Annotated in this window: 23 protein-coding genes and 1 other RNA gene; 5 read left to right on the top strand and 19 right to left on the bottom strand. The window is 38.7% G+C overall.

All coding sequences use genetic code 11. The features are described 5' to 3' along the window. Nucleotides 1-20 precede the first annotated feature (20 nt). The 4 genes from GQR87_RS18990 to rpe all read right to left on the bottom strand — a co-directional run bounded on the left by GQR87_RS18990 (nt 21) and on the right by rpe (nt 3583). A complete protein-coding gene (locus GQR87_RS18990) occupies nt 21-1166 on the bottom strand; it encodes an HDOD domain-containing protein (protein ID WP_158972107.1) in 1146 nt (381 codons plus the stop codon). A gap of 79 nt (nt 1167-1245) precedes the next feature. Further along, on the bottom strand, nt 1246-1854 hold the full coding sequence (locus GQR87_RS18985) for an aminodeoxychorismate/anthranilate synthase component II (protein ID WP_158972105.1): 609 nt from the start codon (nt 1852-1854) through the stop codon (nt 1246-1248). Between the two features lie 14 nt (nt 1855-1868). Beyond that, nucleotides 1869-2876 carry a tryptophan--tRNA ligase gene (gene trpS, locus GQR87_RS18980; protein ID WP_158972103.1) on the bottom strand — a complete coding sequence of 336 codons (1008 nt, stop codon included), beginning with the start codon at nt 2874-2876 and terminating at the stop codon, nt 1869-1871. A gap of 32 nt (nt 2877-2908) precedes the next feature. Continuing rightward, nucleotides 2909-3583, bottom strand: a complete 675-nt coding sequence (gene rpe / locus GQR87_RS18975) for a ribulose-phosphate 3-epimerase (RefSeq protein WP_158972101.1) — start codon at nt 3581-3583, stop codon at nt 2909-2911. Nucleotides 3584-3963: 380 nt separating this feature from the next. On the opposite strand from rpe, the gene GQR87_RS18970 reads away from it, so the two are divergent. Both GQR87_RS18970 and GQR87_RS18965 read left to right on the top strand, forming a co-directional pair. After that, nucleotides 3964-4638, top strand: coding sequence for a TorF family putative porin (locus GQR87_RS18970; protein ID WP_158972099.1), 675 nt, complete (start codon nt 3964-3966; stop codon nt 4636-4638). A gap of 192 nt (nt 4639-4830) precedes the next feature. Next, nucleotides 4831-5139, top strand: a complete 309-nt coding sequence (locus GQR87_RS18965) for a hypothetical protein (protein WP_158972097.1) — start codon at nt 4831-4833, stop codon at nt 5137-5139. A gap of 22 nt (nt 5140-5161) precedes the next feature. On the opposite strand, the gene GQR87_RS18960 is transcribed toward GQR87_RS18965, so the two are convergent. From GQR87_RS18960 to pilM, 9 genes are all read right to left on the bottom strand, one after another. Next, nucleotides 5162-5986, bottom strand: a complete 825-nt coding sequence (locus GQR87_RS18960; protein WP_158972095.1) for a Dam family site-specific DNA-(adenine-N6)-methyltransferase — start codon at nt 5984-5986, stop codon at nt 5162-5164. A 126-nt stretch (nt 5987-6112) separates the two neighbouring features. Then, nucleotides 6113-7645 carry an SPOR domain-containing protein gene (locus tag GQR87_RS18955; RefSeq protein ID WP_158972093.1) on the bottom strand — a complete coding sequence of 511 codons (1533 nt, stop codon included), beginning with the start codon at nt 7643-7645 and terminating at the stop codon, nt 6113-6115. Between the two features lie 62 nt (nt 7646-7707). Next, the gene (gene aroB / locus GQR87_RS18950; RefSeq protein ID WP_158972091.1) at nt 7708-8775 is read right to left on the bottom strand and encodes a 3-dehydroquinate synthase; all 1068 of its coding nucleotides are present in this window, start codon (nt 8773-8775) and stop codon (nt 7708-7710) included. A 36-nt stretch (nt 8776-8811) separates the two neighbouring features. Then, nucleotides 8812-9327 carry a shikimate kinase AroK gene (aroK, locus tag GQR87_RS18945; RefSeq protein ID WP_158972089.1) on the bottom strand — a complete coding sequence of 172 codons (516 nt, stop codon included), beginning with the start codon at nt 9325-9327 and terminating at the stop codon, nt 8812-8814. 213 nt (nt 9328-9540) lie between these two features. Continuing rightward, nucleotides 9541-11310 (bottom strand): type IV pilus secretin PilQ, encoded by a 1770-nt coding sequence (locus GQR87_RS18940; protein ID WP_158972087.1) that lies wholly within the window; start codon nt 11308-11310, stop codon nt 9541-9543. Beyond that, nucleotides 11303-11839, bottom strand: coding sequence for a pilus assembly protein PilP (locus GQR87_RS18935; RefSeq protein WP_158972085.1), 537 nt, complete (start codon nt 11837-11839; stop codon nt 11303-11305). The genes GQR87_RS18940 and GQR87_RS18935 overlap by 8 nt, the downstream gene beginning before the upstream one ends. Before the next feature lie 2 nt (nt 11840-11841). Further along, complete coding sequence (locus GQR87_RS18930; protein WP_158972083.1) at nt 11842-12468, bottom strand: type 4a pilus biogenesis protein PilO; 627 nt, start codon at nt 12466-12468, stop codon at nt 11842-11844. Then, nucleotides 12468-13049 carry a PilN domain-containing protein gene (locus GQR87_RS18925; RefSeq protein WP_158972081.1) on the bottom strand — a complete coding sequence of 194 codons (582 nt, stop codon included), beginning with the start codon at nt 13047-13049 and terminating at the stop codon, nt 12468-12470. The genes GQR87_RS18930 and GQR87_RS18925 overlap by 1 nt, the downstream gene beginning before the upstream one ends. Further along, nucleotides 13037-14098, bottom strand: coding sequence for a type IV pilus biogenesis protein PilM (gene pilM, locus GQR87_RS18920; protein WP_158972079.1), 1062 nt, complete (start codon nt 14096-14098; stop codon nt 13037-13039). The genes GQR87_RS18925 and pilM overlap by 13 nt, the downstream gene beginning before the upstream one ends. 140 nt (nt 14099-14238) lie before the next feature. Between pilM and GQR87_RS18915 the strand changes: the two genes are divergently transcribed. From GQR87_RS18915 to rnpB, 3 genes are all read left to right on the top strand, one after another. Then, a complete protein-coding gene (locus GQR87_RS18915) occupies nt 14239-16848 on the top strand; it encodes a penicillin-binding protein 1A (RefSeq protein WP_158972077.1) in 2610 nt (869 codons plus the stop codon). 52 nt (nt 16849-16900) lie between these two features. Further along, on the top strand, nt 16901-18595 hold the full coding sequence (locus tag GQR87_RS18910) for an NAD-dependent malic enzyme (protein ID WP_158972075.1): 1695 nt from the start codon (nt 16901-16903) through the stop codon (nt 18593-18595). Nucleotides 18596-18632: 37 nt separating this feature from the next. Further along, nucleotides 18633-19000, top strand: an RNA gene (gene rnpB, locus GQR87_RS18905) — RNase P RNA component class A. A gap of 75 nt (nt 19001-19075) precedes the next feature. On the opposite strand, the gene GQR87_RS18900 is transcribed toward rnpB, so the two are convergent. The 6 genes from GQR87_RS18900 to pnuC all read right to left on the bottom strand — a co-directional run bounded on the left by GQR87_RS18900 (nt 19076) and on the right by pnuC (nt 25343). Continuing rightward, on the bottom strand, nt 19076-20851 hold the full coding sequence (locus GQR87_RS18900) for a GGDEF domain-containing protein (protein ID WP_158972073.1): 1776 nt from the start codon (nt 20849-20851) through the stop codon (nt 19076-19078). 225 nt (nt 20852-21076) lie between these two features. After that, nucleotides 21077-22216: a carboxynorspermidine decarboxylase gene (nspC, locus tag GQR87_RS18895; RefSeq protein ID WP_158972071.1), complete on the bottom strand. Its 1140-nt coding sequence runs from the start codon at nt 22214-22216 to the stop codon at nt 21077-21079. Nucleotides 22217-22400: 184 nt separating this feature from the next. Further along, nucleotides 22401-23603, bottom strand: a complete 1203-nt coding sequence (locus GQR87_RS18890; RefSeq protein ID WP_158972069.1) for a saccharopine dehydrogenase family protein — start codon at nt 23601-23603, stop codon at nt 22401-22403. A 120-nt stretch (nt 23604-23723) separates the two neighbouring features. Further along, a complete protein-coding gene (locus GQR87_RS18885) occupies nt 23724-24263 on the bottom strand; it encodes an AAA family ATPase (protein WP_158972067.1) in 540 nt (179 codons plus the stop codon). Next, complete coding sequence (locus GQR87_RS18880; protein ID WP_158972065.1) at nt 24260-24733, bottom strand: adenylyltransferase/cytidyltransferase family protein; 474 nt, start codon at nt 24731-24733, stop codon at nt 24260-24262. Before GQR87_RS18880 ends, GQR87_RS18885 begins: the two co-directional genes overlap by 4 nt. Continuing rightward, nucleotides 24726-25343: a nicotinamide riboside transporter PnuC gene (gene pnuC, locus GQR87_RS18875; protein WP_158972063.1), complete on the bottom strand. Its 618-nt coding sequence runs from the start codon at nt 25341-25343 to the stop codon at nt 24726-24728. Before pnuC ends, GQR87_RS18880 begins: the two co-directional genes overlap by 8 nt.

Here is a 25343-nt window from a genome sequence, read left to right as displayed (position 1 = left end):
CATCATTATGCCGAAATCTTTTAATTGTTTGAAGTGGTTAATTGTAAAGTACGTATATCAGTGGTTTTTAATAATTCTAACGCACCCTTTGGGAGTTTCATCGAGCGTACAAACTCTTTTGCCTGCGGAAGGTCGATCAGTTTATGTTGTTTTAAAATCCGATACTTAGCATATGCACTGCCTTGTTTAAGAACTAATGCCATGGGAGATAACTCAGAATCAGGCAAATTTTGTTGTAACTCTTGCATAGGTTGGCTAATGAATACTCGTTTCATATCCATTTTGACTATCAGCTTAGTACTAATATTAAATGCATGTTTTTCGATTAAAATATTTAAAAATTCGCCATTCGGGCGGGTAGTACGCAGTGCTTTATGTTCTTCATGTTTGCCATACGTTTCTGTTTCAATTAAAGCTTCTCTTTGTACTTCTTCAAATATGCGAAAATATTTTCGAGTAATAACTATCTTGCCACATAGTTGCAACATGCCAATACAAAAGGCATGGTTTGGGTCAACTTTACTAATAGTCGCAATTTGTTTGCAGCACAGGGCAGTGGCAAGTGCTTCTTCCCATATTCTTACTTTTATTTTGGGATAAGGGTCTGTGATCTGTGGTAACCAACGTCTAAAGGATAAAGAGGTGACAATTTGGATTAAATTATCGAGACCAAAAAAACTAAGCCCAGCTCGTAAACTATCCACCAAAATGACTTTGCCTTTACTATCAACACGTTTATATTTAGGTTGGTTTACTAATCGCATTAAATCGTTATAAAACCATGACATTTCACCAGCTAGCGGTTCTATTTTGGAAATAGTTGCCGCTCTAACACCAATAGCATCGAGCAATGTAGGCATAACTTCGTCTATGCCTAGTACTTTATTGTAGAGATGATCGATGTCTTGTATATCTTCTAGTAAACGTCTTTCAACTTCAGCATCTAGTTGGCTATTCACTGACAGTTGAAGATTTAATTCAGCTTTATTGTTCAAGTCTTTTTCAAGAAGAGCTTGTTTTTCAACAGATAATAGTTGGCGAGAAGTCTTATTCTGTTCTGCATCAACCACATTCACTTGCGGTTTACCTTCATCTAGTATGTTTTTTTGCGCCACCCTAACGTCTAAAAACAGATCGTTGAAGCGTGTTTTGAGGATGTTTTCCATACTTATCGTAAACTCATCAAATTTTTTTATATATTTTAAAGTAAAGCCAATAATATACCAATATGGCTAATGCTCTTAATTATTCGTGGGTTTTCTCAGTAGATTGAGTACTTTTTAGGAAGTTTTTTAATATTTCATGGCCAAACTCGGTCAGTAATGACTCTGGATGAAACTGTACGCCATAAATAGCTAATGTTTTGTGCTCTATACCCATAATTTCTCTACAGCAATTTTCTGCAACGTTTTCACACCAAGCAGTCATCATAAAATCATCAGGTAGAGTATTGAGGTCTAAAATTAGTGAATGATATCGTGTGGCCTTAAACGGGTTAGAGACCATCTGGAATAATTGACTGTTGTCATGGTATACCTCAGATGTTTTACCATGAATAGCTTTATTGGCTCGTATCACTGTTGCGCCGAATACTTGGCCAATTGCTTGATGCCCTAGGCATACGCCTAAGATTGGAATTTTTCCAGCAAACTGTTTAATCGCTTCTAGTGTGATGCCTGCCTGTGTTGGCGTGCAAGGACCAGGTGAAAATACCAAAAATTCAGGTGCTAAATTTTCAATATCTTGACAAGAAATTTCATCATTTCGTTTTACATTTACCTCTTGACCCAGCTCTTCAAAGTAGCGGGCCAAGTTGTGCGTAAAAGAATCGTAGTTATCGATCAATAACAGCATTGTTTGTCGAAAGCTTAAAGAGGTTTTGGGATGAAGCCCACTGCTTTATATACTTTATCTAATGTTTGCTGAGCTCTTTCTGAGGCTTTTTCTGCTCCATTACGCATAATATCATCTAACGCTGCTCGGTCGTTTCTAAGGGTGGCAAACTTAGCTTGAATGGGTTCTAGCAAAGCAACCACTGCATCGGCCACATCACCTTTAAGGTGGCCATACATTTTATCTTCGTATTCAGGCAATAGTTCAGCAATAGATTTGCCTGTAGCACAAGACAATAAACTTAATAAGTTAGATACCCCAGGTTTTTCAGCTGTATCAAAATAAATACGAGCCTGTTCATCAGAGTCTGTGACCGCACGTTTAATTTTTTTAGCGATTTTTTTAGGATCTTCTAATAAGCCAACAAAGTTATTCACATTGTCATCTGACTTAGACATTTTTTTCGTGGGATCCTGCAAGCTCATGACTCTTGCCCCTACTTTAGGAATAAAAGGCTCTGGAATAGTAAATGTTGGCTCATATAAATTATTAAAACGTGTGGCGATATCGCGAGTGAGTTCTAAATGCTGTTTTTGATCATCGCCAACAGGCACTTGATTAGCTTGATATATCAATATATCAGCTGCCATTAATGTAGGGTAGGTGTATAAGCCTGAGTTAATATTAGACACATTTTTAGCGGACTTATCTTTGAACTGAGTCATTCTGTTCAGTTCACCCATTTGCGCGTAACAGTTCATGATCCAGCCTAGTTGAGTATGCTGAGGCACATGAGACTGCATAAACACGGTACTCTTTTCAGGATCAATGCCACAGGCAATATATAAAGCTAAGCCGTCTAAACAGGCGTTATATAAAGCCTGAGGATCTTGACGGACGGTAATGGCGTGCAGATCAACTAGCATGTACAAGCAATCATGGGTATCTTGCATGTTTACCCATTGGCGAAGTGCACCAATATAGTTGCCAATAGTAAGTTGTCCAGATGGCTGACAGCCGCTTAATACGATAGGTTTGCTCATAATGTTTGTGATCTATTTTGTAGTTTAAAAGGTTAGCGCTTAACTTTGGCTAATTCATCACGCATTTGTTTGATAACTTGCGTGTAATCCGGTTGATTAAAAATAGCAGAACCTGCGACAAACATATCGGCCCCTGCTTCTGCAATGGCGCGAATATTATCGACTTTTACGCCACCGTCAATTTCTAATCTGATATCAAAGCCAGAATCATCAATACGTGAACGAATTTTCTTTAATTTTTCTAAGCTATGAGGAATAAAACTTTGCCCACCAAAACCAGGGTTCACAGACATTAACAATATGTGATGTAACTTATGCATAACATCATCGAGATAATGTAAAGGAGTCGCAGGGTTAAAAACTAAGCCTGGTTTACATCCAGCATCGATAATAAGTTGTAGACTACGGTCTAAATGTTGAGAAGCTTCAGGATGAAAACTAATATACGTTGCTCCAGCATCTGCGAATTGGCTAATCAGATCATCTACAGGTTGCACCATTAAGTGTACGTCTATATCTGCTGTCACCCCATGTTTACGCAAGGCTTCACATACCATAGGTCCAATGGTTAAATTGGGTACGTAATGATTATCCATTACGTCAAAATGCACTATATCAGCACCAGCAGCTAAAACGGCGTCTACATCTTCACCTAACTTGGCAAAATTTGCTGACAAAATAGATGGAGCTATTAGGTATGGATTCATAAAAAGCCTAATTATAAAAAGGTGCTACTTTACAGAAAAATAGAAATAGACAAAAGTACTATAAGGTTAATCAGTAAAATTAGTTTCTAGTTAATTATACGTATTGACATGTTCTTTGTTATATATGCACTCCGATGGGGTTTTTGCACTAACTTGGTGCTAAGCGCCTCGTCTTTAAATTTTCCATGCAATTATCTGTTTGCTTTTTTTATAAATAAAAATCAATGATAACAATGATTTAAATTTTTTTTGGGGGTCTTTTAAAGGTTTTAATTTTTCGGCATTAGATTTGCGTTAAGGGTATCAGGAAAATTATTAATAACGTGACTAGTTCATGATTATTTAATTGCATTAACTAAAAATATAATTGGAGTACACACATGAAATTATTAAAAATCACCTCTATCGCTGCTGTTGTTTTAGCTGCAACAAGTTTTAGCCAAGTAGCTTCTGCTGAAGTCACTGCTAATGTTAGTGTAACAAACAACTATTTATGGCGTGGTATGGAGCAAACTGGCGGTGCTGCTGCAGTTTCTGGTGGTATTGATTATGCCTCTGATTCTGGTTTTTATGCCGGTACATGGGCATCAAACGCTTCATGGGGTGACATGAAAACTGAATTAGATGTCTATTTCGGTTTTGGTGGTGATATTAGCGAAAATGTTTCTTATGATGTTGGTTACGTTTATTTTGCTTACCCAGATTCTGTAGCTAATGAAAATGATTTTTCTGAAATCTACGCAAGCATTTCTGCCAGTGGTTTTACATTCGGTTTAGCTGTATTAGCTGATTCAGAAGCTGGCGGCGACGGTGGAGAATTTGGTGATTCTATATACGCTAACCTTGATTACGGCATTGCTCTAGACAGTGGCGCAGAAATCGGTTTACACATTGGTGATTACAGTGGTGATTTCTCATCTGATTCTACAGATATTGGTGTTTCAATCAGTAAAGATAGTTTTACTTTTGGTGTGTCAAAAACTGATTTAGACGACGGCGCTGATAGTGATGATTTGAAATTCTACGTTTCTTATGCAGTAGACTTCACTTTATAATTTAGTTATTTAAACAAGTTACTGTTTATTAGGGCGTAATATATTACGCCCTTTTTTATTACTCTTTTTCCCCTATATACCTAGTTAAGTTAAGACTAAACGATGAATTGCCCAACTGCTGAGGTAAAAGGGTGTTGTTGATGTTTCAATGACCAGTATAATGTTACATATTATTTCACTATAGATAACATTATGAACAGGAAATTCGCAACTGTATGTTCTTTGAGCGGACTTGGCCTAATTGCCATTTTGACGTTCAGTAGTGCTTCATCGGATGAAGGTCAATTATTCTGTAGCTGTGCTCCTGATATTGCTTTCGATCATACCTTACCTTTGAGTCATACAGTGAATCGATGTGCTTCAATGCAATCCGATGCTGTAAGTTGGTCATCTTGGTTTAAAGGAAGTTCTGGATCTAACCAATTTCATTTTATTGATTTGTTAGAGCTGTTATCTAGAACTAAAGATTACACCACTGAAGATTATACTGACCGTAAATAATTTATTCCTTTAATCTTTCTTTCTAATTTGCACTGTATAGTGCAAATAGCTCTGCTACTTTTTTTCTATTTTTACCATTCTGACTAATAAAACGGCTTACTTGCAGTTCGCTTATTTTTGCATCTTGATAAATATCCCGTGTGAACTCTGTGTCATGGTTACTGATTAATACAGGGATCTTTCTATGACAGAATGTGCGGTTCGCGATGGCGGCAAGTTTGACTTGGCTATCTAAAGTGAAGCCACCTTTAGCGTAACTGTTAAACATAGCCGTTTTACTAATCGGGGCATAAGGAGGATCGCAATAAATAACCGTGCCTTTTCTGGCTTTAGAAAACGTTTTTTCAAAAGGTTCGCAAGTAAAGGTGGCTTTTTGTGACTTTTCAGCAAAAAAGTGTAGTTCTTTTTCTGGAAAATAGGGTGCTTTGTAGCGACCAAATGGTACGTTAAATCCGCCGCTATTGTTATATCTACATAATCCGTTATATCCGTGTCTATTTAAATACAAAAAAAACACTGCTCTTTCGTATATATCTGTACTGGCGTTGAATTGTTTTCTAATGTCGTAGTATCTTTGCTCTTGATTATTTTCAGCTTGAAATAGTGTGGCACTATCTTGGATATACTGAGCGGAACGTTTTTTTACGATATTGTATAAATTAATTAAGTCAGGATTAATGTCGTTCAGTAAATATTTAGGATAGTCAGTGTTAAGAAACACTGAACCAGCACCGACAAAAGGCTCAATTAATTTTTTACCTTGAGGGAGTTGCGCAGTTATTGCTTCTATCAGATTGTATTTTCCGCCGGCCCACTTAAGAAAGGCTCTTGTTTTTTTATCTTTCATTGTTCGCTTTTAAACTGCCTAGTGACTACAAATAATTACCGGAAACATATTAGGTAAGACAGAGAGTGAGCTCTAAATTACAGTATTAGCGAATTGTAACCAGCTAAGCAGCAAACAACAATTAGCTTATGGCTTTGAATTTGTTATTTCTTGCTGAACTTGACGTAATGATTTGGCAAATGGCACATTTTCCAGCAGAGTGCTGGATAATTGTTCGATTTTTTTTCTAGCTTGTTGCAGTGTGGCAAAATGTTCAGAGTATAATAAAACATGCCAGTCACCACCGTATCTTTGGGTGGTATATAACCATACAGAACTTTTAAGGTTTTTATCTGCTGCGTATTCTTGCAGTAAATTATAGTTACTCATTGCCGTGAGTTGAATAACAAAACGATTATTAGGTAAAGATGCTAAAAATACCGATGAATCTGTAATAACCGATGAATCTGTAATATAAGCGGGGTCTACAGCTGTTTCGACTGCAGTATTTATTGGCGTTTCTAAGTCAACTTCGAGGTTAGTTTCTATCACTGCAATGTCTTGGACTGGATGATCTATCGACTGTTCTACAGTTAATGGCTGAGGGTTTTGCAGGTTACCTATTGGTTGTCTTTCGAGCTTAATGCCTGCAGCTGATTCTACCTCTGGCAAAGTTGTTTTAGCTATGTGATTAAGCTTTTTACTCGCAGATTGCCAATCAGTCACTAGCTTTTCATTGCCTACTTTCACTGCTGCAATTTGTAAACTTTTTTCAGCCTCTTGTTGTACTGGCTCGATAGCTGTTTCTTCAGGGAGTATCAAGCTCGGATCTTCTGCAACTTCAGCCTTAGAATTGATTGCAGCCTTTGTAATGGCAGCCGCACCCACAATGGGTGTGTGCTCTATGTTCTGTTTTGTTACTACTTGTGTTTGTTCTGCGGTTATTGTTGCTTTTGTTATAGACATAGAAAATAAATTATTTATATCTTTGGCATAAAGCCAATAAAGCATGCCAGAAAAAGTAGTAAAAAAGATCACACAACTAAGGGTAATAAACCACCATTTTTTGTATATGGGAGTGTCGCCACTTGGATTTCTGCTGCTGTTTTTTTCGTTTAATTTTTGCTGCCGAGCAGATATTTTTTGAGGTCTATTAACCTTGTTTTCAGGTTCGCTATTGGCTTCATGGTTGGCGTCGTTAATCAGAATTGGTTTTTCTTTAGAGTTAGCGGCAATGGCATTTTTGGTCTGTTCTGCCCAAGCCGAATGACCCATCAATAATACGTTTAAGTGTTGCTTGTTATTCGCAAACCGGCTTTGTAGTAATAATTCCCAAATTTCTTTAACCAGTTTAGTCGGGAGCTTTTCTGCCTGGAAAATACTGATCAAGACAGGACCTTCATGTCTATTTAAGTCAGCCAATACTTGATTTAGAGGTAGGGTGTAATTAGTACTTTGTTCTTTACTAATAAGTTGATGAAAAAGTTTTTCTCGGTAGATTGCTAAGGGGGTTAATTCGTTGGCAGTCAGTAAGGCCAGATCAGTTTGTTCATCTTGTTGACTTATAAAGCTCTCAACAAACTGTGATTGTTGTTTAATCTTGTCGGTGCAAACAAAAACAAGTTGCGAAGAAAAACTAGTTAAATAGTCTAATCTATCGCTAAGTTCTGACAATGCCATTCTGATGCTTTCCTTTAACTAATAGGCTCATTATGAAATACAATGAGCCTTTACTTTATTAGCTAAGCAAGAATGGTTCGTAGCACCTCTTCACTTACATCTTTTGTTATTACCGATTTGCCAATACCTTGGGGAATAACAAAAACAAGATTACCTGCTGATACTTTTTTGTCATGACGCATATGTTTAATAAATTCTTCAAAATGCATTTCTGACGGCGCTTTAGTAGGTAACTCAAATGCTTGTAACAATGATTCAATGCGACTAAATTCTGACGCTTCGAGCCAATTCATCTTAGTTGCTACTGCAGAAGCAAGAACAATGCCTGTTGAGACAGCTTCACCATGTAACCAATTGCCATAACCCTGTTCTGCTTCAATCGCGTGACCAAAAGTATGACCTAAATTAAGAATTGCTCTGAGGCCAGATTCTCTTTCGTCAATGGCAACTACTTCAGCTTTTATCTCACAGCAGCGAGCAATCATGTATTGTAGCGCTGCTTGATCTTGTTGTTTTATCGCTTGCAGATTGTTCTCTAACCAAACAAAAAAGTCATAATCGTAAATGATGCCATATTTAATTACTTCAGCCATACCTGCTGCAAATTCACGACTAGGTAATGATGACAAGCTATTGGTATCTATGATCACGGCTTTAGGTTGATAAAACGCACCTATCATATTTTTACCAAGAGGATGGTTAACTGCGGTTTTTCCGCCAACAGAAGAGTCGACTTGTGACAATAAAGTGGTAGGAATTTGGATAAAAGGAATGCCTCGTTGAAAACTAGCGGCAACAAAACCTGTTAGATCTCCAATTACCCCGCCGCCTAACGCGATTAAAGTGGTATCTCGACCTGCAGACATGGCAAGAAGTTGGGAGATGACAGATTCAAAGCTCTGCAAGTTTTTATGTTGTTCACCGTCAGGAATAACTATTTTACTGACTTCATATCCAGTTAATGCTTTGGCAACTAATGGATAAAAAAGTGCATCGACTACATCATTTGTCACTACCACTACTTTTTTAGTGGTTAGGTGTGCAGTGAGTACTTCAGTTTGATTTAATTGATTTGCTTGAATTGAGATAGGGTAGCTACGCTCCCCCAACTCTACTTTAAGTGTTGTCATAAGATGCGTAGCCCTATTGGAGCAGTTAAATTAAAATTAAAGGCCTATTTTTTCAATAATTTGATTCGCCACAGCCCGTGCACTTTGATCGTCGGTATCAACGATATAATCTGCTGCATCTTCATACAATGGATTACGCTCTTCAGCTAAATTACGCAAAACTACTTCAGGATCATCTTTTTGTAGCAGCGGACGACGTTTATCACGTTGGGTTCTGGCTACTTGTTTATCTATAGTTGTTTGTAAATATACAACTATGCCACGTGCCGATAATCTGTTGCGCACATTTTTACTGACCACTGAACCGCCGCCAGTCGCTAGTACTATGCCTTGTTTGTCGGTTAGATCATTGATGACATTTTCTTCCCGAACACGGAAACCTTCTTCACCTTCAAGATCAAATATCCAGGCAATATCAGCGCCTGAACGCTTTTCTATTTCATGATCTGAGTCAAAGAATTCTAAATGAAGTTCATCTGCAAGGTGCCTACCAATTGTGCTTTTACCAGCACCCATGGGGCCTATAAGGAATATATTACGTTTTTCAGCCATTTTTGCTTATTTCACAACTATGTTTATTTAAGGGGTAGAAAGATTGTTCGGCTACCCTTTTATGGATTAACCAGACCTCGTCGAAAATTTCGAGGCGGGGATTATCTCAGCTTTACCCTGAATTTTGCAAGCTTTGTAGATTTAAACATCGATGATTATCGAAAAAAAGCGCTAAATCATCAGAATTTAACTGTTTTTTTACGATTTGTGCCTTCATTTAGGTATTTGTAACTGGTCAGTTAAGATTTTTGGCGTAACAAAAATCAATAATTCTCTCTTTTCTATTCTTTCTGAAGTGTTTTTAAATAGATTTCCCACTAATGGTAAATCGCCTAACAAAGGAACTTTGGAAGTATCGTCGGTAGAGGCTTGCTGAAAAATCCCCCCCAAAACGATAGTTTCTCCGTTTTCAACTAACACTTGTGTGCTGATTTCTTGAGTGTCGATGGCAACTGCGGGCCCTGTTGAGGTTGAAACAGTGTCACCTCGGGTGTCTTGAGTTACCACTAAATCGAGAATAATGCGGTTATCAGGTGTGATGTGTGGGATGACTCTCATACTAAGTACGGCTTTTTTAAATTCTACCGAAGTGGCACCACTTGAGGTCGATTGTACATAAGGAATTTCAGTGCCTTGTTCTATGTATGCCTCGTGCTGGTTAGCTACTGTAATCCGTGGACTGGCGATTATCTCACCTTTGTTTTCTGATTCTAGGGCTGATAGTTCTAAATCTATAATGGTGCCATCAAGTAAGCGGGCGATTTGTACACCAATTCGTCCCGCTGGACTGGTAACAGGCAATGCTACATTTAATCTATCGGTAATAGCAGGAACAGAGCCACTTGAGATTGAATCAGCCCCTGCAATTGAACCAGATATCCCGCCATTATTCATACTGCTGCTGATCCCCCATTGTACACCTAGTGATTCACTTGCATTATCTCTGACTGTGACCATACGTGATTCAATCAGGACCTGTTTAATTGGAATGTCTAGGGCTTTAACTAGAAGCATGGCTTCATCAATGGAGGTTTGAGTATCTCTTAACAGTAGGGTGTTAGTACGGTCATCTACGGTTACGCTGCCCCTAGGGGTTAAAATGCTATTTTCTGTACTTTTTAGAATGTTTGCTAGCTCTGTAGCTTTGGCATAATTAATTTGAAAGTTGGTCGAGACCAAAGGCGCCAATTCAGCAACTTGTTGTTTAGACTGTAATTGTTGGGTTTCTCTTGCTGTTAACTCTTCAGTAGGGGCAATAAGCAAAATATTACCTTCTAACCTTTTATCTAAACCCTTGATTTTTAATATCATATCTAGAGCTTGATCCCAAGGTACACCGGATAAACTTATAGTCACATTACCCGTTACTGTATCTGTGGTCACTAAATTGAATTTATTAACTTGGGCGATAATTTGTAATACTTGGCGTACTGGTACATCTTGGAAATCTAAAGAAATAGGTTCGCCGCTAAAGTTTTTTTCTGACTCTTCAAGCTGAGTATCAGCCGATTTTTTAGCTATATTGATTACTAACCTATTTGATTCTTTTTGATGATGAAAGCTGACTTTGTCTAGTAACGAAAAAACGATTCTTGATTGTTTGTCATCTTGGAAAGTTTCAATGGAGCTAACTGGGGTAGCAAAATCTATCACATCTAGAGTGAATAATTGCTCATCTGCTAATTTCACCCCCGGTAAGGTAAGGAGTAAGGTATCTGCATTTTGGCTTAGCTGCATTTGAAAGTTGTCAGTGCTGAAGCTTAGTATGGCTTGGCCACCACCACTGGCAAGACGTTTAAATTGTACATTTTCTAATTCTGAGAAAAATTGTTTTTGGATTTTGGGTTGAGGGTCAATTAACACAGCTGATGGTTCTTGGCTAAAAGCGCCAAATGTCATAAAGCCTAACAGACCAGCGAATACCCAACACAATTTTGTATAATTGTGATTGAGTTTATTATGCAACATATAACGCTTAGACATTATCTTCTCCTGCCTTTGAATGCATGGTGAGTGTGGCTTGTTTCTTTTGCCAACAGCCAGCACCATCGGGCAACATTTCAGTAAATGAAACTGTACCATTTTCAATTGAATCGATTCGTCCAAAAAATAATCCTAGATAATCGCCTACCGTTGCTTTAAATAAATCACCAGAATTAACTTTGATTAAAGCCCATTTTTTTCCATTTGAATAAAATTCACCAGTGACAGATAGAGCATCTATACCAAATTTCTCTAATGCTTGTTTTGTCCGATTGAAGTTAGGTTGCGCGCAATTAGGTTGAGAAGCCACTTTTTTTATTTCTACACCAGTATTTCTCGGGTGTTGAAATGGGCTGCGTAAATTAGCTGCACTATATTCAAAGGTAGGTTTACTTTCAAATTCTGGGTACGGTTCAATATTAACCGCAGTGGTTTGTTTCACTTCAGCTATAAATACTTGTAAATCGTCAGTTTTGGCTTCACAGCCTAATAATAAGCTAATAATAAGTAGGGAAAATACATATTTCATGATTATTGCCCTTTATCTTTATTAATCGTCATAGCATTTTGTTCGTTCATCGACGTGCGGTAGGTTTTGGCTTGTACTTTTAAGGTTAAAGTCTTGGCTGTCTGAGTGACTTCAAAATCATGTACTGTAACAATACGTGGTAAACCGGCTATCTCGGAAGCAAATTGGCCAAAATTATGATAACCGCCAGTGACTTCCATTTCGATGGGTAATTCAGAATAAAACTCTTTAGGGATTTCTCTTTGCCAATTTAGTAGTTTAAATGTCAGTCCTGCAGAGGTACCAACTAAGGTTATATCATCTAATAAACCTGGCGTTTCATTACTAGTAGGTAACGATTTTAGCATGGATGAAAAGTCTTCCCGCAATTTTGCTAGTTGCCCTTCATAAGCCTCTAAGTTAACCGCAATTCTATATTTCGCCTGGTAGTTTTGTTTCAACTCAACTTCTTTATTTTGTGCAGATTCTAAAATAGGTAGCTTAGCTTGCACTAAGCCGTAATAACCGCCGATTAAACTAATGACTGCGACAAAAGCGACCACTACCGTTTTAACTTCAAATGGCCAAACTGCGATTTGTTCGAAGTCTAAGTCATTAATTTCTTTTAATTTATTAAAATCAAATTTCATTATTTTGACTCCTCATCTGTGGCTGAGAAGTCTGGTGCGACACTTGGATTTATAGTGAAAGTTAATTTAAAATCACTGACGGCTTCTAGTGCAGAAGTATCGGCGACAATTGAGGATAAAGTTCCGCTACTAAATACGGTAGAGTTTTCAAGTTGACGCATAAAATCAGCTAAGCGGTTATTAGATTCACTGACACCTAATATTTCTATACGGTTATCTTGCCGTGAAAAACTTCTAAAAGACAATCCAGGGGGGACAAGTTTAACCAGTTCATCTAGTACTATAGGTACTGCATTTCGACTAGCTTCGAGTTGCTCTATCAGTGCCATTCTTTGTTCGATAGCTTGTTTATCTTTTTTGATATTTTTGATTGTTTCAATTTGTTCATCTAATAAGGAAATTTGTTGCTGAATAAATTGATTACGAATATTTTGATTTTTAGTTAGTTGTTCAATGATATTGCCAATACCGAACATAAGACCGACACATAACAGTGCGATTACTGCCAATAAGGAGATATAATTTTTTTTCTGCTCTGCTCTACGGCTTTCACGCCATGGCAGCAAATTTATATGTGCCATGCTTGAAAACTCCTATTGGCCAATCCTGCCGCTATGACCATTTGTGGTGAAACTCTGGCTAATTCAACTGCAGATATTTTGTCGCTAATTTCCATATTTTGAAAAGGATTAAAGTTAATCACTTCGATGCCAAGATCACTGGTTAGATCTTCAGCCAAGAAGCTTAAGTGTCCTCCTCCTCCGGATATTAAAAGGGAGCTTGGGCGACCCGAGCCTGTGGCGCTGATATATAGTTGAATCGCTCGATTAATATGTTGCTGTAAGTTGGCTAAAAACATGGGGTAAGAGTCTTGTTTCCATGTTTCTGGTAAGGTGCCTTCATTTAACTGTTCTTCGATTTGAGTTCTGTCTTGGCTATACAAGTTAGTTAAATCTTGAATTAGTGAGTCCATACCAAAAGTATGGTCTTTGGTATAAATCACTTGATTATCTTTTAAAGCACAAAGTTGTAATTGGGTTGCACCTATATTGATACAGCACACATTTTCTTCACTATTATTTGGATAAAAAGCAGTGACTGCTGATCCTAATGCGTAACTTTCTAGATCGACAATTTTAGTTTCGTAGCCCACTTCTCCTAATACAGTGGTTCTGCGGTCAACAATATCTTTATGGACTGCGCTTAATAAAACTTTGACTTTATTTGTTTTGGTTTTACTTAGACCTATTTCTTCAAAGTCGATATACACTTCATTAAGTGGGTAAGGAATTAAACTGTCTGCTTCTAGTTCTATTTGGCTTTCAAGTTCATGGTCGCTTTGTCCTGGCTCCATATATACTGTTTTATTTAGCACGGTTGAGCCAGATACTGCGATAGCGACTAATTTGTTTTTACTTTTTAGGGTCAGTTTTATTTTTTTCAGTGCATGGCTGACTGCTTCAAAATCTTTTATTTCACGTTCTGCAAAAGCATTGCCAGAGATCGGTTCGCAAGCAAACCCTTGTAAACTAAATTTGTCACCAGATTTTTCTAAAACAACAGCTTTAATAAAGCGTGTGCCTATGTCTAGGCCAATCATCTGCTGTGTTTTAGAGCCAAATAAGTTCATTAATTGTTCTGCTTTTAGTTAAGTAAAATAAATCCACAACGCCATTATTCACTATATTTTTGTATTTTATGGTTCTAATAAGCGTACATAGGTATAAAATGTAGATCATTTATTCAAAGTTGCCTTGGTATTATTTGTCTGTGAAGTATCTTAAACCCGCTTTAATCGGCTTAATCGCTCTGTTTTTATTAAGTATAGTTGTCATTTTAGGTACTTATTTTTATATCAAATCTGATTTGCCGAGTGTCGATGTCCTCAAGGATGTGCGATTACAAACCCCTATGCGCATTTATTCGCAAGATGGCAAGCTCATTTCTCAATATGGTGTAAAAAGGCGTATTCCTTTAACACTCGAACAAATCCCAGATGCTTTAGAGCATGCAGTTATCGCTACCGAAGACAGTCGGTTTTATTCTCATCCAGGTGTTGATCCTATCGGCATGTTGCGGGCTTTTGTTAGTTTAGTGACTACGGGTGAGAAAGCTCAAGGTGGTAGTACATTAACCATGCAATTGGCGAGAGGTTTTTTTCTGACTCGAGAAAAGAAATTTATTCGAAAGATCCGAGAAATCATTATTGCTTGGCATATGGAACAGTTGTTAACTAAAGAAGAGATCTTAGAGTTATATTTAAATAAAGTTGAACTTGGTCATAGAGCTTTTGGTTTTGGTGCGGCAGCTCGCGTTTATTACGGTAAAGATTTAAACGAATTGACCTTAGCACAAATTGCTACTATCGCTGGTTTACCTCAAGCTCCTTCAGTATTAAACCCTATAAGTCGACCAGAACGTTCTATTGAGAGAAGAAGAATTGTTTTATTAAGAATGTTAGATGAAGGGTATATCAACCAGCAACAATTTGAACAAGCTGCAAATGCCCCTGTGAGCGCAGTAAAACATGGCGCAGAAATAGACCTTGATGCACCGTATTTAGCAGATATTATTTATAATCAAATGATTGATTTGTATGGGAAAGAAGAAGCTGAAACGGGAGGTTACCAAGTCTATGCAACTGTTAGTTCTGATATGCAGCGAGCGGCTCAAGCGGCGGTGCGTAGAAACCTTCATGATTATGATGAAAGACATGGATATCATGGTCCAGAGCGGCAGTTATGGGAAAAGGCGAGCGGCAGTGATAGTGCATTAGATGAACCATTAGCAGCAGAACAAACACCGCCTATGTCAGAGCAAGAAATGTTGGAAGTGTTACAAAATCATCCAACGTTTGAACCTTTAATACCGGCAATAGTGGTTAAAGTGAATGAAAAAGATATCTTAACTTTCAATCGAGACGGTCAATACAGAATTATTGACTGGGAAGGGTTAGATTGGGCCAGACCCTTTATCAATGACTCAAAACAAGGGGCTGCGCCGAAAGTTGCCGCTGATATTTTACAAGAAGGGGCGCTTATTCTTCTGCGACAACGCCCTGAAGATGGGCATTGGCAGCTCAGTCAATTTCCCCAAGCGAGTAGTGCATTTGTTGCTTTGAATCCTAAAAATGGTGCAGTAGATGCTGTGATTGGCGGTTATAGTTTTTATCAAAGCCAATTTAACCGAGCCACTCAAGCGAAAAGACAAGTGGGTTCAAATATTAAACCTTTTATTTATTCTTCCGCTTTGGCCAACGGTTATAACTTAGCCAGTATAATTAATGATGCACCTATTACTCAATGGCAAGCTGGCTCGGGCACAGCTTGGCGACCTGAAAACTCACCGGCAGAGTATGATGGGCCAATAAGAATGCGGGTGGCTTTGAGTAAATCTAAAAACGTCGTCTCTGTTAGATTATTACGAGCGGTTGGTCTAGACAATGTGACCGAATATTTGTCTCGTTTTGGTTTTGATAAAGATGATATTCCTAAAGATGAAACGGTATCTCTAGGTTCAGGATCACATACACCGCTAGAAGTGGCTACTGCTATGGCAGTGATTGCTAATGGCGGGTTTTTAATTAACCCGCATTTTATTCAGAGAATTGAAGACGAATATGGCCAATCTTTATGGCAAGCTGATCCGGTGCAGGCTTGTGACCCTTGTCAAGTTGCAGACAAACCAGTTAAGCCAATCGATCCAGATGATATTGAGGCTTTATTAGCGGCAGAGTTTAATTCGCAACCTGAAAAAGCGCAGTCTACTATACGGCAAGCTCCGAGAGTTATTACTGCAGAAAATGCATTTCTAGTGGCTGAAATGATGCGCTCTGCAGTACAAATTAATGGTCATTGGAATAACCGTGGAACAGGTTGGAGAACCGCATTATTACTTAAAAGAAACGATGTGGCGGGTAAAACCGGTACCACTAATGATGTGCGAGATACTTGGTTTAGTGGGTTTACCCCAGATTTAGTGGCGACAGCTTGGGTTGGGTTTGATGATAACAATCGTAAATTGGGACGCACCACACCCAATCAAAACTTGGTAAATAAAAATCCAACTAAGTTCAATTATATTGGTAATGCCATGATTGGTAGTGAAGCAGGTGCTATTGCTGCCCAGCCTGCTTGGATAAGGTTTATGCAATTTGCTCTTGCAGGTGAACCTAATCATGAATTGCCCATGCCTACTAATATTATTACCTTACGTATCGATAAAAACACAGGTAAGTTAACCAATAGAACAGACAGTACTTCTATGTTTGAATATTTTAGTGAAAATTCACAACCGTCACTTTACGTAGCTGAAGATGAAATTATTGAAACAAGCGATGAAGGTGAACTAAATAATCAGCAATTGGAAGATATTTTCTAAGATCCTCTGGTCTTAGTCACAACAAATATATTACATAAAGGATAGAGTTTACATGAGTAACCCCTTAGTAAAAAATGCGTTATATATTCCCCACTCAGGGCCGTCTTTATTAGAAACGCCTTTACTAAATAAGGGCAGCGCATTTAGTGCAAAAGAGCGTGTTGCGTTTAACTTAACAGGTTTGATCCCGCCTCGTTATGAGACGATTGAAGAACAAGTGGAACGAGCTTATATGCAATATTCCAGCTTTGATGAGCCGATGAATAAGCATATATATCTACGAGCCATTCAAGATAATAACGAAACCTTATTTTATCGTCTGATTCATGCCCATATAAATGAAATGATGCCTATTATATACACCCCGACAGTAGGGGATGCCTGTGAACAGTTTTCTGATATTTATCGAAGTTCACGAGGTTTATTTATTAGCTATTCTGAGCGTCATCATATGGATGATATTTTACGCAACGCAACCAAACGAAAAGTGAAGGTAATTGTTGTTACTGATGGCGAGCGAATTTTAGGTTTAGGAGACCAAGGTATAGGTGGAATGGGGATCCCAATCGGTAAACTTTCTTTATACACTGCTTGTGGCGGAATTAGTCCTGCTTACACACTTCCGGTGATGTTAGATGTGGGCACTAATAATGAAAAATTATTAGCCGATCCTATTTATATGGGAGCTAGACATAAACGTATTGGCCAAGCGGAGTACGATGAATTTGTAGATATGTTTATTCAAGCCATTTGTCGCCGTTGGCCTGAAGTTATGTTGCAGTTTGAAGATTTTGCACAACCTAATGCAATACCTTTACTAGAAAGGTACCGCAATAAAATTTGTTGTTTTAATGATGACGTTCAAGGTACTGCCGCTGTGGCTGTGGGTACTATTTTGGCTGCATGTAAAAGTAAGCAAGTTAAATTATCATCACAAAAAGTGGTGTTTGTTGGTGCCGGTTCGGCAGGGTGTGGAATAGCAGAACAAATCATTAAACAAATGTGTAATGAGGGAATTTCTGACCAGCAAGCTCGCAGCCAAGTTTTTATGGTAGATCGTTACGGTTTGTTAACTGAAGGCTTACAGGGGTTGCGAGACTTTCAACAACGTTTAGTGAAACCCTTAGATGCACTTGAAAACTGGTCAATCAATGGTGAGTATGCGTCCTTATTAGAAGTGGTGAATCAGACTAAACCGGATATTTTGATTGGTGTTTCGGGTCAATCAGGACTCTTCACCGAACAGGTTATTCGTGCCATGAAATCGCATAATGAATTACCCATTATTTTTCCTTTGAGCAATCCATCTCGACAAGTTGAAGCTACGCCTGAGCAAGTGATTGAGTGGACCGATGGGAAAGTCATTATTGCCACAGGTAGCCCATTCAAGCCTGTTGAATACAAAGGTCAGGTTTATCCAATCGCACAATGTAATAATAGTTATATCTTTCCGGGTATAGGTTTAGGAGTAATAGCATCTAAAGCAGAGTTCATTAGTGACGAAATGTTGATGGCAACCAGTGCTGCATTAGCTAATGCTTCTCCCTTAGCGATAAATGGTCAAGGAGCGTTATTACCTTCATTAGGTGAAATTGCTACTTTAAGTAGAAAAATAGCCTTTGATGTGGGTAAAGTGGCTATGAATCAAGGGTTGGCTTTGCAAGTCTCGGATGAAGTATTACAACAAAGAATTGAGCAGAACTTTTGGACTGCCGAGTATCGTCCGTACAAAAGAGTAAGTATTTAATTGTAACCCTTGCTTAACCTGCGTAGAATCCGCCACCGGAGTTGGCCTGGCAATCGCCGTTCAGTTTTCACTTGTGAATTTCTGAAGGGAGGAAAGTCCGGGCTCCACAGGGCAGGGTGCCAGGTAACGCCTGGGCGGCGCAAGCCGACGACAAGTGCAGCAGAGAGAAGACCGCCTTTTTGTTATCCGTAATAAATTGGTAAGGGTGAAAGGGTGCGGTAAGAGCGCACCGCACCACTGGCAACAGTGTGTGGCAAGGTAAACTCCACCCGGAGCAAGACCAAATAGGATCTCTTATGGCGTGGCCCACGTTGAGATCGGGTGTGTTGCTTGAGCCAGTGAGCGATTGCTGGCCTAGATGAATGATTGCCCACGACAGAACCCGGCTTATGGCCAACTCCACCTTATTTTTATCTTCGGGCCTCTTTATACTTATCTCGAGTTCAGGTTACTTATTCTCTAAAGTGTATCGCCCTAGAATTATTGAGAAACTTCAACTCGGCCTCTACCATTATGTTTCGCTTTATATAAGGCTTTATCTGCTAGGCGGTATAATTCGTTAATAGACAGGCCTTCATGCCATTCTGCACCGCCAATACTTACGCTTAGTTGATAATCTTTAGCTTCCTCAAGTTGTAATTGAGCGACGCCTTTACAAAGTTGTTCGAGTAAGATTTTAGCGTGTGCTATATCTGTTGCGGGTAGAATAATCGCAAACTCTTCGCCGCCAATCCGTGCAATAAAATCAGTTACTCTCAGACGTTCACTTAAATACATAGCTAAAATTTGTAGCACTTGATCACCAAAGTCATGACCATACTGATCATTTACAGATTTAAACCAATCGGCATCAACTATGGCTAAACATAGATTTTCATTGTGTGATTGGGTTTGGTTAATTTCATTTTTTATTGCTGAATCAAAGGCACGTCTATTGGGTAGTTGTGTTAATACATCTGTGGTTGCGGCAAGGGTAAGTCGAGTATTGGCGGTTTGTAAATCTTGGGTACGTGTCAGTACTTGTTTTTCTAAAGATTCATTTAATTCTTTTAGATTTTGCGCTAAACGTTGTTCTCGTCCCAGTAAACGCATATGTTCCCAGCCAAAATAAATGGCTTGTGAGGTGATAAATAGAAATATAGCAATGGCAAATAACTCTAGATAAGGATCAATGTTCTGTGCATAAAGGAAGGCATCATAGGCGCCACTGACTAAAATAATAACTAAACCTAATAGCTGTAACCAGTGTTCACGAAATCGAGCGTAGACTTTCCAACTTAGAAAAAGAGCGTAAGAAAAAGCAACCAGTACGTAAAAAGTGCGTAATGAATGTCCTATTAGCAAGAATTCGTGCAAAGTCAGTAACGGAATAAATAACAGTAAAACTATGGGGATAGCACTAAGAAAAAGTAACAGCTTTTTTAAGATGAAATGTTGTTTAAAAATGGCAGGTAACAAGTAGACCTGCGCCCCAACAAAAATAGCTAATAAAGATAGAAAACTACCCCAGGCTAAGTAGAAATAGTGATTAATTGTGAAATGGGGAAATAAGTAAGCAAGAACACTCCCTGTTACCAGTAAACGTAAACCTGTACCTAAAGATATTAAAACTAAAAATAAATGTAAGGCACGACGGCTAGAAGAAAAAATAGCTTGAGCTGCGGCAAATATTGTCACTAATAAACTGGCGCCTAAAAATAATATATGCCATGAAGAGCGGTGCATAATATTGCGATATAGTTCATCTTTTTGACCTATTTGGGGAGGCTGAGCTATGCCTCCAGTCCGATAATCATCAATGTATAATTGTAAAATTACTTTATTCCCTGGATAAAGTTTTGGTAACTGAAATGATGCCCCGCTATGAAGTAAGCCTGCGGATCCTGCTGGGGGTAGCGATTTAATTACCTCATCTGATTCGGCAATAAAAGGAGATAAGTTATCAAAAGCTTTGACCCAGGTTCCATGCCCATTATCAATATAAACTCGCATGGTAGAACTTTGACGGCCTGGCCAAAATGCTAAATCCTCTCCTGTGCTGTAAATGCCATTTAATTCAATTTCAGCCCAGAGTGTGATTAACCCTCTAGGATAATATTCATCGACTTTTACTTTATTCTCTGGCCAATAACTTGGGATTTCTAGTGTGATGGCATCCTGTTGAAACTGTGTAATCTGTGCAGGTGGGATAATCTTACCAGGCAGGGCCTGCCATAAGCCTCGTAAACTCATTTGCTGACAAGATGGATCTATCATGCCTGTCTTGTGGGTATATGACGAGCAGTCTGAAGCAGAATATATACTAGCTGACCACAAACTTATTAAGCCTATTAGTATCCACTTAAACAAGCGACAATCAATCATATATAATCTGATCCTATCCTTAGCTGACAACAAATCGGCGTGGGTATTCAAAATCTACTCTAGCGACAAATTTACTGATAGTACAATTGTGATTAAAACGATATCAAGCCCTCAAATCTAAGATAACTTATTCTTAAAATCTTCGTAACTAAATTGTCGAACTAATTCAAAACTTCCATCTTTGCGTAATATGCCAATCGAAGGGTGTTCAACGCCATTAAAAAAGGTGGTTTTAACCATAGTGTAATGGATCATATCTTCAAAGATAATGCGCTCGCCGATTTGTAATTCATGGTCAAAACTATACAAATCTATGGCATCACCAGTAAGGCAAGAGTTGCCACCAAAACGGTAGGTATAAGCTTTTTCACCGGATTTACCTGCGCCACGCACATCTGGGCGATAGGGCATTTCGAGTACATCCGGCATGTGCGCAGTGGCAGACATATCAACAATAGCAATTTTATCGCGATTCTCGACAATATCTATGACTTCACAAATTAACGGGCCTGTTTGCCAAGCTACAGCAGAACCAGGTTCTAATATAACGTTAAGGTGCGGATGACGAGATTTAAAGGCTTTTAATGTGGTGATAAGGTGCTCTACATCGTAACCCTGTTTAGTCATTAGATGACCACCACCAAAATTGATCCACTTAATTTGCGCAAAGTATAGGCCGAACTTTTTTTCTACTGCGAGGATCGTACGTTCTGTGGCATAAGAATCGCACTCACATAGGTTATGAATGTGAAAACCTTCAATGCCGGATAAATCTGCATCCACTAAATCTTTGGCTAAAATGCCAAAACGTGAGCCAGGAGCACTTGGATCATATAACTCAGTTTCAGCTTCACGGTGTTCTGCATTTAATCGAATACCAGGAGAAACAGTGGAGTTTAAAATTTGTTGTTTATACCTATGCCATTGGCCGAGACTGTTAAAAGAAATGTGATCAACTAAATCGACTAACTGGTCGATATCAGTAGGTTTATATGCGGGAGAAAAGGCATGAACCTGTTTGCCTATCTCTTCTTTCCCTAGTCTAGCCTCCCACACTGCACTGGCAGTAGAACCTTGTAAGTACTTGCTAACCAAGTCAAACGTAGACCACATAGAAAAACCTTTCAGCGCTAAGATTATCTCAACACCACTTTCTTGTTGCACTCGCTGCATCAATTGTAGATTGGCTTCAAGTTTAGTTTCTTCACATACATAACAAGGAGAAGGGATCGCAGGGTTTAACATGGGGTCTTGCATAAGGAGGTTACTTTTTAAGGCAAAATAGATTCGTTAGCATAACGCTAGCAATCTATGAGTTAAAGTAAAAAGGCTTAGCTAATCAAGCAAAGCCTTTATTATTTTAGCTACGAGCTACGAGCTACGAGCTACGAGCTACGAGTGTTTTAGCTCGGTACTCGCAGCTAGAGAGAGCTAGCTGATGTTATCTTTTAAATGGGCTTTCGTCGCATTCAATCACATGCCAAGGTAAGCCATGCATATTTAACATCTCCATAAATGGGTCTGGATCAAATTGTTCCATATTCCATACGCCTGCTTTTTTCCAAGTACCGTTCAATATTAAACTGGCACCTATCATGGCTGGTACACCTGTCGTGTAAGAAACGGCTTGAGCACCTAATTCTTCGTGGCACTTAGCATGTTCGCAGTTGTTGTAGATAAAGATGGTTTTTTCTTTGCCATCTTTTAGGCCCGTTATATAAGTACCAATACAAGTTTGCCCTGTATAACCGTCGGCTAATGAGCCAGGATCAGGCAATACCGCTTTCAGAAACTCTAAAGGTACAATCTGCTGACCTTGGAAGTTAATTGGTTCAATACTTGTCATGCCAATACCTTCTAACACTTTTAAGTGATTCAGGTAGGCATCGCCAAAGGTCATCCAAAAACGTGCACGTTTAAGGCTTGGGAAATGTTTAACGATTGACTCTAATTCTTCGTGATACATTAAATACGAAGCTCGAACACCTATGTTTTGATAATCGAGATATTCACGAACACTTAATGGATCGGTTTCTTTCCATTCGCCATTTTCAAAGAAACGCCCACGCTGGGTAATTTCTCGAATGTTAATTTCAGGATTGAAGTTGGTAGCAAAAGCTTGGCCGTGATCGCCACCATTACAATCTACTATGTCTAGGTAATGAATCTCGTCGAAATAATGTTTAGCTGCATAAGCGGTATATACATTGGTCACACCTGGATCAAATCCACTACCTAATAAGGCCATTAAGCCTGCCTTTTCGAATTTTTCTTGATAAGCCCATTGCCATGAATATTCAAATTTAGCGACATCTTTAGGTTCGTAGTTGGCGGTATCTAAATAATCTACCCCTGTTTCTAAACAAGCGTCCATAATGGCTAAATCTTGATAGGGTAAGGCTAAGTTAATCACTAAGTCTGGGTTAACTTGATTGATAACCGCGACTACTTCACTAGCATGATCTGCATCGACAGCAAAAGTACCCTTAACACGGTCTAAGCCCACTTCTTTTTGTAATGCTTCACATTTAGATACCGTGCGGCTGGCAAGATATATTTCGTCAAAAAGCTCAGGTAAACGAGCACATTTTTTAATGGTGACTGCAGCAACACCACCGGCACCAATAATTAAAACACGAGACATAAAGTTATCCTTTTAAGCATAGATGAGACATAAAAACCGCGGCATCCTATCAGTATTTTTCAACTGCGCAATAGATACATGAAATTAGTGATACAAAATAAAAGTTTTTGTCGCCAAGTGCTAGTTAAATATTGATGAATATTCAGCTAATAGTGTGCCTAGAACAACTTCCGTTCGTTGCTTTAAGGTGCCAGATGCCACTAAGTGCGGAATTCGCTGTTTGGCTAAATAGTCACGATTAAATTGTTGAAATTCATAGCGGTTAGCATCCCCTGATCTTTCCCAAGTATCATCGTAGGGAATATCATCGTCACATAAAACCACTAGGTCATATCGTTGCCAACATTGTTTGGCTAGTTTTTCTAATTCAGGTAGAGCGTTCTGGTGGTAATGTAAAGCAAAGTGCCAGGTGGTAAAGGCGCTGGTATCACAAAATAAATATTTATTTGCTTCTAGGCTCGCTTGGTCTTCCCATTGATTTTGAGTTTGCGCAATATGTAATAGTTGTGCTGGTGTTAGTCGCCTATCAATTTGATGTTTTAACCAATACTCTCGCCCGTATTCCGCCACGCTTAATGTCTTTAATTCTTTGGCTAGCGTTTCACTTAGTGTGGTTTTACCGGTAGATGGTGCACCTATAAATACAATTCGTTTGATCAATCGTTTTGCTCTATTAATGTGTTGTATACCAAGGGGGATAAGTAGTCTTTAAACTGGTCTACATTATTCCTAATTTTAGTGGCACTTATAGGGACTTTGGTTCTTGCTTGGTCAAATCTTATATCTTTGCAGTTAAGAGCTAAGCTAACGTGCTCTCCATAGGATTCACTACTAAAAAAGTAATCGAAGCAGTGATCTTTTAATAATTCTTGTAGATAGACGTCATGTTTGTTAATAATTTCTTGGCTATAGCCCACTTCTTTTGGACCATCAATTGCTAATATCACTTGAACCTGGGGGTACAGTTGTTCGAGCCATTTGATTCTAATTGGTAGTGGGCAGCTGGGTAATTCATCACATGCATAAATGACTATTACCAGTTGATCTGCATATCGCAGGGAAAAATCAATCAGTGCTTGATGGCCTTTATGTAATGGAGCAAATTTACCTAGGGTAAGGCCTTTAGCCATATTTATTCCCTAGATTTTGCTGACACAGATTTTTATACCACTGCCATTGACCAATAATTGCCAAAATTAAAAAACATAAATATAAAATAGATGTAGGGTATAAGCCTTTTTGCCAATAAATAATAATGGCGACTATATCCACTAAGATCCATAAGCTCCAATTTAAGAGTTTTTTGTGCGACAGCAACCATTGGGCGGCTAAGCTAGCACAGGTGGTAAAGGCGTCAGGGTAGGGGAAATCTGCATCGGTTTGGCTGGCCATCATAGTTCCTAATAACAAGCTGCTTCCGATAATAGTGGTTATCCATAGCGTATATTCTTTGACTGAACCTGGTTGTACTTGAATATGCCCTGTTTGGTCTTGAGAATGCCGCCAAATCCACCATCCGTAAAATTGAAACCCTATATAAAAAATATGCAGTGCCATATCAGAGTAGAGTTTAACATCGTAAAAAATCCAGCTATAAATACAGACTTGAATTAAGCCAAAGGCAAAACACCAAATACTACGCTTTATAATAAGATATACACATAGAAAGCCTGCCACTGTAGCAATCCATTCAAAGGGTGAGGCGCCAGCAAAACCTTGTAACCATTCCAGCCAATGCAT

It is taken from the genome of Paraglaciecola sp. L3A3 (assembly GCF_009796765.1).
Classification (GTDB): Bacteria; Pseudomonadota; Gammaproteobacteria; order Enterobacterales; family Alteromonadaceae; genus Paraglaciecola.
This window is presented reverse-complemented; position numbering and strand designations above follow the sequence as displayed.